This window comes from Nostoc sp. UHCC 0302, assembly GCF_038096175.1.
In the GTDB taxonomy this organism is placed as follows: Bacteria; Cyanobacteriota; Cyanobacteriia; order Cyanobacteriales; family Nostocaceae; genus UHCC-0302.
In genome coordinates, this window is sequence record NZ_CP151101.1 from 175,386 (window position 1) to 190,249 (window position 14,864).

At 42.4% G+C, this 14,864-nt stretch carries 11 protein-coding genes and 2 CRISPR repeat arrays; of the genes, 3 read left to right on the top strand and 8 right to left on the bottom strand.

From position 1 onward, the window contains the following. The first annotated feature begins 270 nt into the window (after positions 1-270). The 3 genes from WKK05_RS39205 to WKK05_RS39215 are packed head-to-tail and all read left to right on the top strand — an operon-like array spanning position 271 to position 1,917. On the top strand, positions 271-957 hold the full coding sequence (locus WKK05_RS39205) for a patatin-like phospholipase family protein (protein ID WP_341531922.1): 687 nt from the start codon (positions 271-273) through the stop codon (positions 955-957). 33 nt (positions 958-990) lie between these two features. After that, on the top strand, positions 991-1,341 hold the full coding sequence (locus WKK05_RS39210) for a hypothetical protein (protein WP_341531923.1): 351 nt from the start codon (positions 991-993) through the stop codon (positions 1,339-1,341). Positions 1,342-1,359: 18 nt separating this feature from the next. Beyond that, positions 1,360-1,917, top strand: a complete 558-nt coding sequence (locus WKK05_RS39215; protein ID WP_341531924.1) for a hypothetical protein — start codon at positions 1,360-1,362, stop codon at positions 1,915-1,917. Positions 1,918-2,547: 630 nt separating this feature from the next. Further along, a CRISPR array of direct repeats spans positions 2,548-4,063; the repeat unit is 37 nt; unit sequence GTTTCAGTCCCCTTGCGGGGTAATTGAATTTGGAAAC. 261 nt (positions 4,064-4,324) lie between these two features. Here the strand turns inward: WKK05_RS39215 and cas6 (WKK05_RS39220) are convergent. The 8 genes from cas6 (WKK05_RS39220) to WKK05_RS39255 form a co-directional block, all read right to left on the bottom strand. After that, entirely contained in the window at positions 4,325-5,476 is a 1,152-nt protein-coding gene (cas6, locus tag WKK05_RS39220; RefSeq protein WP_341531645.1) for a CRISPR-associated endoribonuclease Cas6, read from the bottom strand. A 105-nt stretch (positions 5,477-5,581) separates the two neighbouring features. Then, a CRISPR array of direct repeats spans positions 5,582-8,131; the repeat unit is 37 nt; unit sequence GTTTCAGTCCCCTTGCGGGGTAATGGTTCGTGGAAAC. A 220-nt stretch (positions 8,132-8,351) separates the two neighbouring features. Next, the gene (gene cas2, locus WKK05_RS39225) at positions 8,352-8,645 is read right to left on the bottom strand and encodes a CRISPR-associated endonuclease Cas2 (protein WP_341531646.1); all 294 of its coding nucleotides are present in this window, start codon (positions 8,643-8,645) and stop codon (positions 8,352-8,354) included. 25 nt (positions 8,646-8,670) lie between these two features. Further along, entirely contained in the window at positions 8,671-9,648 is a 978-nt protein-coding gene (gene cas1d, locus WKK05_RS39230; protein WP_341531647.1) for a type I-D CRISPR-associated endonuclease Cas1d, read from the bottom strand. 59 nt (positions 9,649-9,707) lie between these two features. Then, complete coding sequence (gene cas4, locus WKK05_RS39235; RefSeq protein WP_341531648.1) at positions 9,708-10,307, bottom strand: CRISPR-associated protein Cas4; 600 nt, start codon at positions 10,305-10,307, stop codon at positions 9,708-9,710. 16 nt (positions 10,308-10,323) lie between these two features. Beyond that, positions 10,324-11,373 carry a CRISPR system precrRNA processing endoribonuclease RAMP protein Cas6 gene (gene cas6 / locus WKK05_RS39240; RefSeq protein ID WP_341531649.1) on the bottom strand — a complete coding sequence of 350 codons (1,050 nt, stop codon included), beginning with the start codon at positions 11,371-11,373 and terminating at the stop codon, positions 10,324-10,326. Next, on the bottom strand, positions 11,351-12,109 hold the full coding sequence (locus WKK05_RS39245) for a hypothetical protein (protein ID WP_341531650.1): 759 nt from the start codon (positions 12,107-12,109) through the stop codon (positions 11,351-11,353). The genes cas6 (WKK05_RS39240) and WKK05_RS39245 overlap by 23 nt, the downstream gene beginning before the upstream one ends. After that, complete coding sequence (locus tag WKK05_RS39250; protein WP_341531651.1) at positions 12,090-13,052, bottom strand: DevR family CRISPR-associated autoregulator; 963 nt, start codon at positions 13,050-13,052, stop codon at positions 12,090-12,092. Before WKK05_RS39250 ends, WKK05_RS39245 begins: the two co-directional genes overlap by 20 nt. Continuing rightward, positions 13,045-14,862: a hypothetical protein gene (locus WKK05_RS39255; protein WP_341531652.1), complete on the bottom strand. Its 1,818-nt coding sequence runs from the start codon at positions 14,860-14,862 to the stop codon at positions 13,045-13,047. Before WKK05_RS39255 ends, WKK05_RS39250 begins: the two co-directional genes overlap by 8 nt. Positions 14,863-14,864: the final 2 nt, after the last annotated feature.

Genomic DNA, 14,864 nt, shown 5'->3' on the forward strand with positions numbered 1-14,864 from the left:
GTAGGCAAGTACAACTAAAGTCTGGGACTAAAGTGTGTAGGGTGATCGCCGAGATACGCGAACTAATCACACTTTTGCAGGTATCTTGGCGGACACCCGTGTAGTTTTTAAGCAGCATGCTGGGAAATAAATTTAGTCCATATTTAGAAGAAATAAAGTGCTGGAGCATTCTACAATCACAAGACGATGACTAGAAAAATCAACGCCAAAATCAAGGCGCTGGTCAGGAAAACTTTTGGCAATATTTTATTTTTAAAGAGGACTTTCACAATGGCCCCCAACACTCGTTGTATTTTATCTTGCGATGGTGGCGGAATTCGAGGAATTGTAACTGCTACTTTACTGGAGCGTTTAGAGGCTAAACTCAAAGCTATACAACCAGATAAACAACTCCGTGAATATTTCGACATCATCGCTGGAACTTCTACAGGAAGCATTATTGCCTGTGGGGTGTCTAAGGGATATCCAGCTGGTCAGATTAGACAAATTTACGAGGAACGGGGAATTAAAATTTTCCCAAAGTTCTGGCAAGTGTTTAAGAGTTTAATCAGCCGCATCACGTTTGGTTACAGTCAACCCATTTATGATGGCAAGGGGCTAGAAGAAGTTCTTCAAAATGGTATTATTTTTGGTAAAGAGCTATTCAATAGCTTACCCGTATGCACACTTGTAACTTGCTACGATGCTTACAACCGTCAAGCTGTTGTGTTTGTTAGCACTGAATCCAGCACTGCACAAATTCCAATCTGGCAAGTTTGTAGATCGTCTGCTGCTGCGCCTGTTGCGTTTCCAGCTTACTTGCTGAAAGAAAGTAACTTTATCGCGTTCTGGAAAAAAGAATTGCAGAACAAGAGCGGTTTGGGTATTCCAACTTATAAGGGAGAGGAAGTCGTTCCGCTAATTGATGGAGGTATATTTGCCAATAATCCGGCGATGTGCGCGATCGCCAATCGCTGAGTCTGGGATGACCAACCTTCACGTAAAGACTTAGTGGTTGCTTCGTTTGGGACAGGGCAAAATGTTAAGGCGATTGGGGTCGAGGAAGCGCTGGGTTGGGGCGGTCTTGATTGGGCAAGTCCTCTCAAAGGTATCCCTCTTTTGGATGTGCTGTTTGACGGCTCTAGTGATGCAGTAGATTACGTGAGCAATAAGCTGTTAGATCCTGAAAAGGATTATCGCTTCCAGCCTACGTTGATGGAGGATCTTCCTGCGTTTAATGCAGGGGAGGAGAATATTGCCAAGCTTGTGAAGGCAGCCCTCAAGTATCTGGAACGGAGTGAGGTAGATAAGAGGTTAAATGCACTTGCCAATATCTTGATAGAGCGCTCTATCACACTTTAGATTTATTAAAAAGATACTATGAGACACCCCTTTCAAGGTTTTCCAACCGGAACTTCAAGTGTGTTGCTGGCAGTGCTGGCAGGAGCCACTCTGTTCCTAATGTGGAAACTGAACAAGATTGACAAGCTTTTGAATATTCCTAATGTTGTACCCAATGGGATCATCTCCCTTGAGTTTGCAGGTAGCTCTGCGAAAGCGAAAGCCATTGTGGATGCTTGGTGTAAAGGAAATGTTTTAGACCAAGCTCAGAAGCTTCAATCGCTTGATTTCTTATATATAGGGGCTTACTCTACGACTTTGAGTCTGTCCTGTATTTGGGTAACAAAGTCGTTAACCAATTTTGATGGGGAGTGGATCGGCGCAGGAGTTGTTCTTGGTTGGGGACAGTGGGTTGCAGCTCTATTGGATGTAATCGAAAACCTGACCCTGTTTCCTTTTCTATATGGCGAGGTAAAGGATAGTTCACCCTTGGCTCGAGTAGCAGCTGTCTGTGCAGTTTTCAAATTTAGTCTTATTTTTACGGGGTTGCTATATCTATTGACTTCTATTGTGATTAAGTTAATTCTGATCATCTAGCCAAAATATCTCTCTTTTGCCACTTTCAGAAAACAATAATCGAAGCAAAATTCTGAAACTTTTATGTAGTCGAGCTTTGAGCTTTTATTTTCTAACAGTAACTCTTTTTTTGTAGCCAAAGTCTGGAGATGGAAGCCCTGGAAGGCTTTCAGCGATTGGGTTCTACCAAAGTGACAAAAGAGGGTTTACCACGACTAACTTTCGTGAGGATAGGGGGAAAAGGATTAACAATCATACAACATACCAAAGTTAACAATGCACGCCTACTGCTGTGGCGACTTTGAATTGATAGGTACAGCCAGTTGAGTTTCAGGAGAGCATCTGCTGTAGTCAAACGGCCAATCTACAGTTTACGCTTTTTTCATGCGATTTCTGCGGATTTGCACAAGGTTTACTACGGTAGCGACCAGTAGCAATCTAATAGGCTACATCAGTAGCGCTCTCAATATTCCTCGGTGCGATGAGTTGGGCGATTGGTTGCGGGATTGGGTAAAGTGCGATGCGTTTCTTTGTAATGTTGAAAGCGATCGCGCGAGTAAACAAAGCCAGTATTCTGGTCTATGGAAACTGACGACTACGGGGACTTTAAGAAACGCTATCCTCAAATCTCCACAAACTAATAAGTTCAAAGTTTCAGCCCCCTTGCGGGGTAATTGAATTTGGAAACCCTAACTTTTCAGACAAGTTAGCAATCATTTTGCTGGTTTCAGTCCCCTTGCGGGGTAATTGAATTTGGAAACCAGAATTAGATATGCGGTCACAAAGGTTCGCGATCGGTTTCAGTCCCCTTGCGGGGTAATTGAATTTGGAAACTTCAGTTGTCAGATGTAGAAAAGAAGGCGATCGCGGTTTCAGTCCCCTTGCGGGGTAATTGAATTTGGAAACTTGAAAGGCGGCAGAGGTAAGCGAGCGCCCTATAAGTTTCAGTCCCCTTGCGGGGTAATTGAATTTGGAAACAACTTGCCGGAATAACAGCTTTAATTACTGCAATCGCTGTTTCAGTCCCCTTGCGGGGTAATTGAATTTGGAAACTTTTCTAAAAACTGAACTGCTGGCGGAGATAGATACGTTTCAGTCCCCTTGCGGGGTAATTGAATTTGGAAACCTGCCCAGCCAATAGCGCTGCATTTGCACCTGTGTTGTTTCAGTCCCCTTGCGGGGTAATTGAATTTGGAAACTTTTGCGCTTCTGATAAATTGCTTTGGATTTTTTGGTTTCAGTCCCCTTGCGGGGTAATTGAATTTGGAAACTTTTAATTTTTTTTAAATTGATGTATAAAAATTAATGTTTCAGTCCCCTTGCGGGGTAATTGAATTTGGAAACTCAACTACTCTCACTGCCGAGTTATCCGTGAGAAATGTTTCAGTCCCCTTGCGGGGTAATTGAATTTGGAAACTCGGTTGGATCTTGATTTTCAATAGTATTCATTTTTTGTTTCAGTCCCCTTGCGGGGTAATTGAATTTGGAAACCAACCAGCGGCATTAGCAAACCTATAGCTTTATTGAAGTTTCAGTCCCCTTGCGGGGTAATTGAATTTGGAAACCTCGTAACGGGCTAGCGCGACTCATTGAGCAAGAAAGACAGGTTTCAGTCCCCTTGCGGGGTAATTGAATTTGGAAACTTTGGTATTCAAAAATGGAAAGAGAAGGACTAAAACGTTTCAGTCCCCTTGCGGGGTAATTGAATTTGGAAACTTTTGGAGCGACGCGGCGATCCAAACTGGATCGCTATTAAAGTTTCAGTCCCCTTGCGGGGTAATTGAATTTGGAAACATTAGTTTCATCAGTATTTTCTCACCTACCCATTTGTGTTTCAGTCCCCTTGCGGGGTAATTGAATTTGGAAACCCAGAACTAGTTACATTGGGAGGAATTGAGGCAGATAGGTTTCAGTCCCCTTGCGGGGTAATTGAATTTGGAAACATAGTGGAATGCTACCAGATGAGATTTTTAATGCTATGTTTCAGTCCCCTTGCGGGGTAATTGAATTTGGAAACTTAGCGATAATGGTAAAAGTCCCTACATCAGATGTACATGTTTCAGTCCCCTTGCGGGGTAATTGAATTTGGAAACGCAACCTGGATAATATTAGAATCTTGATAAAAATCACGTTTCAGTCCCCTTGCGGGGTAATTGAATTTGGAAACAGCTCGGTGCTGAAACTGTTACAGAGCAAGCTTCCTGGGAAGTGTTTTGACGGATCGAAAATTTTGGTCATTTTCAGCCGTTCTTATTGCAAGTAATTTGCAACTTCCCTTAGCACTGAAACTTTGAAACTATTATATTGTCAAGGTTCTGGCGATTTTGGCGAGTCTCCAGCGTTTTTGACCTCGCTTCGACTTGCCAACCATCAAGCTGATTCCTTAATCATAAGACTACTATTTACTATTGTCGAGAAACAAAGTGTATTAACTGTTATTTTCCTGTTTGAGCGCCTTGCGAGCTAATTTGACATAAGTTTTCACCGTTTCATCTGGCATTTGCAAATCAGAAGCGATCGCCTTGACTGATTCACCCGTTTCTTTACGGGCTAATATCGTTGCCCAAGTGCTGGCAATTCTATCTGTACGTTCGCCACCCTTGCGTTTGCGTTGGGCAGTGAATATCTCAGTTAGTTCTTCAATGCGTTGAGCTAGCATATCCGTAATCAACTGCTCAGCTATAGCTGACTTTTGTTCTGCTAACCAACCAGAGCGTGTTTGTCCCAAACCAAAAGTAGTTTTATGCCCTGTGCCGCAGTATGGGGCAAGCCTAACCAAAGCATAAAACAACTGAGTAAACTCAGTATTTGCTAAAGCTGCCTTGCTTAAACCCAAAGATATTGCTCCAGTAAAACCTGTGACTGACCCACGTTTTCCTGCTGCCACTTTCATCGATTCCAAACGATGCTGATGAATAATTACTCCTTCATCTACCCATTTGAGAAAAGTCTCTTGTTCTACTGGCATCTGTGAAAAGTCATTCCAGCGTCGTAGGTAGCTGTGGAACAAATTTTCTGGGACTGGCAGAGGGAAATGATTACCTTTGCGACGAAAACTTGTTGGTGAAATAAAACTGAGATCAACTATAGACTGCTGCCTTGGTGATTGCAGCAATTGTGTATAAGTGGTTGGAGCATGAGCGATACTCACCTGTTTTATTTGCAACGATACTCCATTCAACTCAATAATTTTGGGTAAGTTCGTTAACCAAAGTTTTAGAAATTGCACCACCCGTTGAGATAGAGCATTTAAGTGCCAGTAGTAAGTCTGATTGACTTCCAGTTTTAGTTGTTTGCCGCTAGCAACTAATTGACCTGAGAGGGCTGAGATATTAAAAGGTTTTTCTGATTCTCCATCATGGAGATAAGCTGATAGTTTTGGGTCGATTTGCTGTACTTGCTTTAAAAACCAAGCGTGGAGTGCAATACTGTATTGCGAGTAGAGGGAAACTGAGACAGTTGGTTCTAAATCAAACACCAAGCCTACTAATTCAGTCTTATCTGCCCATGTAGGAACTGAAGAAGTCGGCACTGATTTAGTTTTAGGTTTGCGGCTGGTGCTTGTGACTGCTCTTGGCATCGCTTACTACTAGCTCAAATCGTGTTCAATATTTTAGGCGATTTCTATCCTCTTATGAGAAAAATTGATTACAGGCTGGTGGCGTTGGTACGGCAGTGATTACCTATTTCAGCCTTCGTCAGGGGTAATGGTTTATGGAAACTACGATTACTATAGACGAGGGTATATCAATCAGCGAGTTTCAGTCCCCTTGCGGGGTAATGGTTCGTGGAAACTAAAAAGGTTCATTTGGGAGCTTTAGAATATTTATTGTTTCAGTCCCCTTGCGGGGTAATGGTTCGTGGAAACTACTGTATCCCCACTAGCTAATGATAACATTCGAAGTTTCAGTCCCCTTGCGGGGTAATGGTTCGTGGAAACTTTAATGTGTCTTTATAAATATGTCTGAACGCACAGAGTTTCAGTCCCCTTGCGGGGTAATGGTTCGTGGAAACGTAAATTATTTTTTGTGGTAAACTTGATACCAAGTTGTTTCAGTCCCCTTGCGGGGTAATGGTTCGTGGAAACCCTTATTAAAAACTGATATTATCGATGTTGAAAAAAGTTTCAGTCCCCTTGCGGGGTAATGGTTCGTGGAAACGATATGAGCGATCGCAAGAAATTCGGTTTAGATAAGGTTTCAGTCCCCTTGCGGGGTAATGGTTCGTGGAAACTTCTCTTAGTATCCAACGAAGTTACTACAGTAAAACGTTTCAGTCCCCTTGCGGGGTAATGGTTCGTGGAAACGACGCACTAACAGCTTTTGCTGTGTCTTCTCTAATTTTGTTTCAGTCCCCTTGCGGGGTAATGGTTCGTGGAAACCGCCATTGGAACTGAGGTTAAAAGTATTGTTGTAAAGTTTCAGTCCCCTTGCGGGGTAATGGTTCGTGGAAACTGTTAGCTTCGTCAAAGTTTAAGGTCGGTAACTATCTTAAAAGGTTTCAGTCCCCTTGCGGGGTAATGGTTCGTGGAAACCAAAAGGTGAAGCGGCAATCAACAAGCCTTCTGAAAAAAGTTTCAGTCCCCTTGCGGGGTAATGGTTCGTGGAAACCTTGCTCCAATTGCCGCAGTATTGGCAGTACTAGGTCTGTTTCAGTCCCCTTGCGGGGTAATGGTTCGTGGAAACTGCTGTTGCTGGCACAACAATAGCGGTATCATCGCCAAAAGTTTCAGTCCCCTTGCGGGGTAATGGTTCGTGGAAACAAATGCTGGAACATTCACCCCCGGTGCCACAGATGCGTTTCAGTCCCCTTGCGGGGTAATGGTTCGTGGAAACTTAATATCCTGGGTCTCATCAAACCATACGAAGTAAGTTTCAGTCCCCTTGCGGGGTAATGGTTCGTGGAAACTCAATGCTGTATTTAGAACCACCAAACCTTGATTGACGGTTTCAGTCCCCTTGCGGGGTAATGGTTCGTGGAAACTATTGCCGAGTTTCTTCTGCTGGTCAGAAAGAAGATTGTTTCAGTCCCCTTGCGGGGTAATGGTTCGTGGAAACTTTTGAGTTTATTTACAGATTTGATTTTGCTAGATGTTTCAGTCCCCTTGCGGGGTAATGGTTCGTGGAAACTTACCAATGCGGGATTTTCTAGCGCGAATTATGAGTTTCAGTCCCCTTGCGGGGTAATGGTTCGTGGAAACTTTTAGCTAGTGAAATATTGGTAACGCTGTTTGTCTAGTTTCAGTCCCCTTGCGGGGTAATGGTTCGTGGAAACCTTAAAACCGTCTTCGCCTGAATCCCAATCCCATAAAGGTTTCAGTCCCCTTGCGGGGTAATGGTTCGTGGAAACCGTGAATCTGGTGTACCTTTAGCTTATTTGGCGGGTTTCAGTCCCCTTGCGGGGTAATGGTTCGTGGAAACCTAATAACGGTAATACTATCTGCGCGAATTGTTGTGAACATAATGTTTCAGTCCCCTTGCGGGGTAATGGTTCGTGGAAACAAAGCAAAGCGGATCAAGAAATCTGATGATACTTACACGTTTCAGTCCCCTTGCGGGGTAATGGTTCGTGGAAACTTGTACCATCGGCACGCATTCGCTGACTCTGTGGCGGTTTCAGTCCCCTTGCGGGGTAATGGTTCGTGGAAACTGTCGGAGTGACGCCGATATCGAATTTCAATACATTGAGTTTCAGTCCCCTTGCGGGGTAATGGTTCGTGGAAACCTGGTTTTAGCAACTCAAGGGCTGACTTTTTTACGTTTCAGTCCCCTTGCGGGGTAATGGTTCGTGGAAACTCTTCAGCCGTTCGCAAAGGACTAATGACAATTGGAACGTTTCAGTCCCCTTGCGGGGTAATGGTTCGTGGAAACGAAAAAAACTCAGTCTACCAGTGAAAGTACATCTGGTTTCAGTCCCCTTGCGGGGTAATGGTTCGTGGAAACCAGTCAAAAGTCGGATGTGGATTGATACTAATAAAATGTTTCAGTCCCCTTGCGGGGTAATGGTTCGTGGAAACATCTGTCGCCGCAGACATTGCTTTTGCAGATAGGTGTTTCAGTCCCCTTGCGGGGTAATGGTTCGTGGAAACGTTAGAAGTTTTCATGTTACCTTCTGGTGAATACGTTGTTTCAGTCCCCTTGCGGGGTAATGGTTCGTGGAAACTTTTGGAATAAACGCATTACAGGATATCAACTCAATGTTTCAGTCCCCTTGCGGGGTAATGGTTCGTGGAAACGGCTCGGTGCTGAAACTGTTACAGAGCAAGCTTCCTGGGAAGTGTTTTGACGGATCGAAAAAAAAGGTCATTTTCAGCCGTTCTTATTGCAAGTAATTTGCAACTTCCCTTAGTACTGAAACTGTGAAACTATTATGTTGTCAAGGTTCTGGCGATTTTGGCGAGTCTCCAGGGTTTTCGACCCCGCTTCGACTTGCCAAACATCAAGCTAATACACTAATCATAAAACGATTGTCTGCTCTTGTCGAGGTATTTCCGAACCATAAGTAATTGTACGCTTAACTGCGCCGGCATCAAGTACGTATATCCGCACGGCATCTTCATCAGGTTTAATTAGCTTTTCGATTTTAGTTTGCAGTGTAGTAAATTGGATAGTAGTTAAAAAGCATTCAAAAACGCTGTATTGCGTCCATTTACCGTAACCAGACAGCATCTTGTGTAAACGAGTCCGACGTTTGTTAGCTGCTTTTTTATCAGGTAAATCATAGATAATTAAGTAGAAAAGCGTAGTCATTGTCAGATTTTTTGCTGAATGATAACTAACGTAAAGCTAAAGCTTTATATGAAATCCCTTCTTGTAAATGGCGACCCAGTAGCCTTGCTTGTAGTTCAATCGCTCGCCGATAAGTGCATCTGTATTCAAAAACTGGATGTTTAAATTCATCATTCATTTTGCGCTCGAAAGCCTGTAAAAAAGTTTTCCTAGCAGTATCCTTTAGGCGATATGCACCTAAACTTTCGTTAAAATCATCAGGTTGAATCTCATGTTTATGCAATACGCTTAGGACTACACTGTCTGCAATCAAAGCGCGGAACTCTTCCATCAAATCTAGTACCATAGATGGCTGTCCATGATGAACCTCATGTAAATAACCAATATATGGATCTAGCCCTGCAACGTGAACCGCAGCCGTCACCTGAACTCGCAACAGACCATAAGCAAAACTCAGCAAGGAATTCACTGGGTCGGTAGGTGGACGACGATTTCGACCAGTAAAAGTCCATTGTTTTCCAACCATACGTGGCCAGCAGGCAAAATATTCTCGTGCAGCTAAACCTTCAATCCCTCTTACTTGGTCTAAAGTTTTTTGGCTTTTGACTAAACTTTTACGTTCTTTGAGAGGATTATTTCGTTCATTATGACGATACAAAACCTGATACTGATTGTGGATTTTGGCTGCCACAATCGTTTTGACTAATTCTAAACGCCCAGCAGGGTCACTATAAAGTTTATATTGTGCTAGTCGCAATTGACCGTTGCGTGAGTAACCAGGAAGTGCCGAACCCAGGTATTTACCAAAGCTAGAAAGATAGTGAATAGGCATACCCAGTTCCAAAGCATACACTAGAGCATCTCCTGTGACTTGAGGGTTGCCCATCAAGACAACTTGTTCAACAGTTTGGGCTGCAACAGTCTGTTTTTTCCAAGAACCATCTGATTGTTTGAGAGCAACATTAAAAGCCTCATAATTCTTGCTCAAAACGGCATCAGCTTGAGTGACGTAAAGTACTGACATTTTAAAGCGCTGGTAATGAGTGGTGGATAAAAATGATTAATCAATTTCTCCTAATGAAATTAATCATCGGTTTCAGGATTCATTGAACTTCGTAACTGTTTAACTTCAAAAGGCAGACAAATCTCTTTTAAACTGCATGAAAGACACTTTTTAGTGTTGTCAATTGGCGCAGGCATAGTTCTTTGGGCAGCAAGTTGAGCAAGAGTGATCGCTTGCTCAGTCATTTGCCGTAGCTGCGGTGTTAATGCTACTGTCTGTCTTCTGCGGTTAGTGTGATAAAAAATCTCACCGTAAGCAAGGCTGCATCCGGTACGTTCTTCTATACACAAAGCAGCTGCACAAAGTTGAAAATGGTCATTAAGATGTTGTGCCATCTTCCCTTTTTTATATTCCACAGGGACAAGCTGACCATTGGATTCTTCAACTGCATCAATGATACCTGCGACCTTTAAGCGATCGCTCCACACCCATTGCTGTTGATGAATTAGCGTTTCGCCTTCTTGAAATGTTGTTTCTTCGTTAATATTGCGGTGTATGTGACGGCCTAAGATAATATGTTCGTTATCTGACATCTCACCCAACACATACTCTAAATAAAATCTGCGTGGGCAATATTCCCAAGCGTTGAGATACGCCAGAGGTAAATAATCTTCAGTCATAAGTTGTTAGTTAACTTTAGTTATTAAGTTTTTCGCCCTTACCAATTTCCATTTTTTCAATCACACGAGTCTGTCCCATTCCCATAGCTGTTTTCCGTCCTACTCCAGCAAAATGGGCGAAATGAGCTAGAACTGTAGCAATTTTTGCAGGCTCAGAGTCAAGAAAACGGTATATTATCCAGCCTTGGCTTCCAATTTCTGCACCACCTTCTAGCTTTAAAGCCTGGGTTTTTAGTTGGAAAGCAGAGACGAAACTATTCCACTTAGTTTCGGGAAATTTTAATTCTGCTGGAGCAAAGTGGTTCCAACGCCGCTGTAGTCCATTAAAAACTAGCTCTGGTAATGGAAAAGGCTGTATTGCACCACTCTGCTTAAAGCTAGTAGGAGACACGAATTGTAGTTTGATAGTGTTTTGGACTGGAATTTGTACCAATTTTGCAAAACTACTAGTTTGCGAAATATCAATCCATTCGTTTAATCGGCAAGGAACACCTGCTAAAGTTATTTCACCCCCCAAGTTGCTATGTAATCCCCAAAGCAGCGGCGCTAAAAGTTCCTTTTTCAGCAGGGTAACTCTTAGCTGTATCTTTTTTGAAGAAAAATATTCTACTCCCAGGGTAAAGGGTACACTCTCTTGCTGATGCAGATGTTGAGCTAAAGCAGCATCAGCATTAGCAAACCATTGAAAACATTGAGCATGAATTGCTCGTCCTAACGTTGATGGTAATGGTGCAGTGGCGACAAGAGAAATTTGAATTACGTGCAGAGTATTAGTATCGGTTTCGACTCCTGTCATTTCATAGGGTTGTTGTTGCCATTCTACGTAACTGCCCTGAGCTATACGCCCGCAAATGAGTTCCATAAGTTTCGGGTACAAACTCAAATCTGGCATTACAGGCATAATTTTGGAGACACCAGCATGAGTTTTTAGGGGAATCCAGGCTGGTGCAAGCTCTATTTCTGGCAACCAAGAGATTAATGGTGTTAGGTTAGTTACTGTTTGTGTGCGCTTGAGAACTAAATTTAATCGGGTTAAAACAGCTTCAGTATCTTTGGTAAATGTCATAACGGGCGCTGCTACTTGTAAGTTGCACAGGAAGAAATCCAGGTTTGATTACTCGGTCTTTATCTAGTTGTGCTTTATCTGTGGAATAGGGATTAATGCGACTAAAGGTAGTTTTCTCACCCAAATCATCCATTGGCTGTACTGTAAAGCCAATGGTAGAATTGTGTTGAAACAGCAGATCAAGAGTTTGTTGGCTGTATTGTGGCAGGTATTGAAAAAAGCAGCCCCGTTTACCGAAGTAGTTAATTAGAGAGAATAGTTGCTCTAACTGAGTTAAGCGATCGCTAGGGCCACAACAAATTTGCAGATGACCTTGCATATACACCCATTCTCGAAACACAAAACCATCTTGCATTGGCAAAGTGGAGCGGCTTTTGTCGGCTTTATCAGCAGTTTGGTCGTAATAACGGAGTTTGTAGCCGTTGCGATTAACCACCAATTTTTCAGGTGGCCAAATGTGAATACTCAAGTCTCGAATCCAAATAAATTGGCTTTTAATCCATTGGTCAAGGTCACTTTGGTGCTGTCCTCCTTGACTTTCTAACAGCACTTTTAACAATGCCATCTTAATAGCGTAAGGAGTAGGCACAAGGTTAGACCGAGCAGCCATGCTAGTAGCATCGGAACGCTTGAGAGAGAAGAGGCTAACTGGTTGATAAGTGACAGTCAGCCATTGCTTGGCATTTACTGGTAATTCCTGTTGAGTAGTGTGTGACTTATTCAACCGCTTCGGCATTGTCGCTCTCCCAAGGTTGCGCTCTTTCAATTAGAGTTTCGATTTGTGCAGCAAACTCAGCAATATTCTCGAAATCAAAGCAGAGTATGGTATCTGCACCGTTGAGGTTATTTAAGGTATTAGCCAAACTATGAATCTGGCGGTTGTAGCTTGCTTCTAAAGCACTAATCATCGGTGCAGGACAACGGCGGGTACTAACAGTAATTACACCTTCAAAATGGTCGGGGTGAGGTAAGTTAGTGTTGCGTTTTGCCCCGTTGGGTTGGAGGTAAGTGTACAAAACACTTTTAAGTAAAGCATCTAGACGTTTTTTGCGTTCAACAGTATCGATGCTGTAGTTGAAATTATGGGGATTGTAGCCAATACGGAAAGCTTCAATGTTTAAGACAGTTGCATACAAACCAGAACTGACTTGTACATTGTAGGGGGTTGGGTTATCTGTACCGTACTTGGCATGGAAGTAACTTTGAGTTTTTACTAAAGTTGGTAAACCTACCACCGCACCAAATTCTATCACAGACTCGCGTTTAAGGGTTTGTCCTTTTTTCTCAGTTACCATAAACCCTTCTAAGTCACTGATGCTGCAACGTTGAATAACTTTGGCAGTTTTTGTGGTTAAATCTGTATCTTTTTCAGTGAAGATACCGATATTTTTATCAATGTCATAACCAATACGGTCAGGGTTAAATTGCTTACCGCCTTCTGATAAATTTAGACCTGATTCAATAGCAATACGATGCAAATGCTCTGCTTGAATATGTTTGAGCATATCACCAGAAACACCATTGACCGACTCAGGCTCATTCATTCCTTTTTGAATAATGTAATAACGACGGGTTAAACTTTGATTACCTTCGTTGCCTTCATTGTTTAGAGCATGAAGTTGCCAAGACAAAGAACCACTAATAGAGATTGAGTAAGCTGGGAATTGTGTATTAGTCATCGCTTGATTCTCCGGAAATTGCAGTATCGTCTAAGTTAATATCTTGTTCGTCGTCAGTTTCTAAATCGTTTTCTTTGGGCTTATTCCAACGAGCATATCCATAAGCAATTAAAAGATTGGCAACTAGTACAGTGTCATTGTTGTTGACTAATTCCACCAAGCGATCCAGGTCTTCTTTAGTTGTCCAAACTCGTTTAAGGGGTTTACCTTCTTTTTGCAATTGCTCAGACAGGCGTAAATTTTCAGCTTCGTATTTTGCGAGAAAGTCGGTAATTTCCTTTAAAAAATCATTTTTTGACCCGGATTGGCTACTCAAACGCTGTGCTAACCCGTAAGTTCGCTGCCATCCAAGTTCTTTAGGGCCTTGTTTTGTTTGTACTTTTCCTGCATATACAGTTGCTTGATTAATTGCTTTGGCTATGCGTAAGAAACTGGGATCTTGGATAATTTTGATAAAGTCTGAATCTTTTTTTGTCATCGTATTTAACCCTGTAACTGAAAATAAACGCACAGGCCTAGCTTTGGAATCTGCCAGCTGTTTAATAACGTAATCTGCATAACTGACTTGAAAAGGAAAGAACTGACGCAAACTTGTCCCTGTGATAAAGTCTCGATAAGCAGCTAATAATTCACCGTGTCCTTCTTCGGCTGATAAGGTGCTAATTACTGACAAATGCTCTTGCACAACGCTTTGATAGTCTGCTAATTCTTGAGAGTTGTCTGGACGAATCCAACCCGGCAGTCCCAAACTAAAGACTTCTTTAACTCCATAAACTTGACCTTTAGAGCCAAAATGAGTTCCAAGAAAGCTCTTCACAAAATGGTTAATCGGTTCCCAAATATCAAATTCATCAGATTCTGCATCAGCTTGAGAAGCATGATTATTCAGGAGTTCTTGGCAAAATCGCAAAATCAACTCTGCGTCAAATCGAGCCACCCCATGCCCACCAGACGGCGGGTTGTACTTACGAAGTTGATCTAGTACTTCTTTGTATTTACTCAATTGGATATCTTGAGGTTCTAGAACAACTACTCGCCAGTCAAAAACACGATCAGCTATTTTTATGCGTTCAGCAATCCCAAAGCTAAATAAACCCCCAGCAATCAGCCATAAGCTCAACCAATCTGCCTTTTGAGAGTCAACTTTATTAGTATCTGCCTTAACTCGGTTAACGCCTTGTACAGAAGTAGGTAGGTAAATTTTTACTGCACTAGCTACCTCTGGCAATTTACAGTTAGTGGCTTGGGTAAATAATTCCTGGCAACGGTTAGTTTCCGTGTTTAATTCAAAGTTTATCTCTTCACTAAATGCTTGGAATAGCGCAACCAGTAAAGCACCATAATGGTCTTTTAGTTGCCAGCCTAACTGCCACAGTTCGTTATGATTACGATCGTGACGCATGGAAGTCAGAATCACGCCATTTTGCGTACTGGCATGGGGTGGTTTTGGTGCATCTTCATTCCATTGAGGCTTACCCCTTTGCTGGAATACGTAATCTTTATATAGTTTCCGTTTTTCGCTCTCCTTTGCTGTGTCAAAAAAGTCTGTCTCTTGGGGAATTTTGCTTGTGTCCGTTTTTTGACCTTTTACTGGTGGAAACGGATTAGTGTAATCAAGCTTTGTGATCGCCTCCAGATTTACAGCCTGTTTTAAACTGATGCGGTAACGTGTACCTTCATCTACAAGCCCAACATCGCTTTTTTGATTTGTTTTCCTTAAGGCATACTCAACAAGTTGCACCAAACCCAGTAGAAGAAACGTATCAGCATAATTTCCGTATTTTTTGGTGACAAATAAATTCTTTATCATCT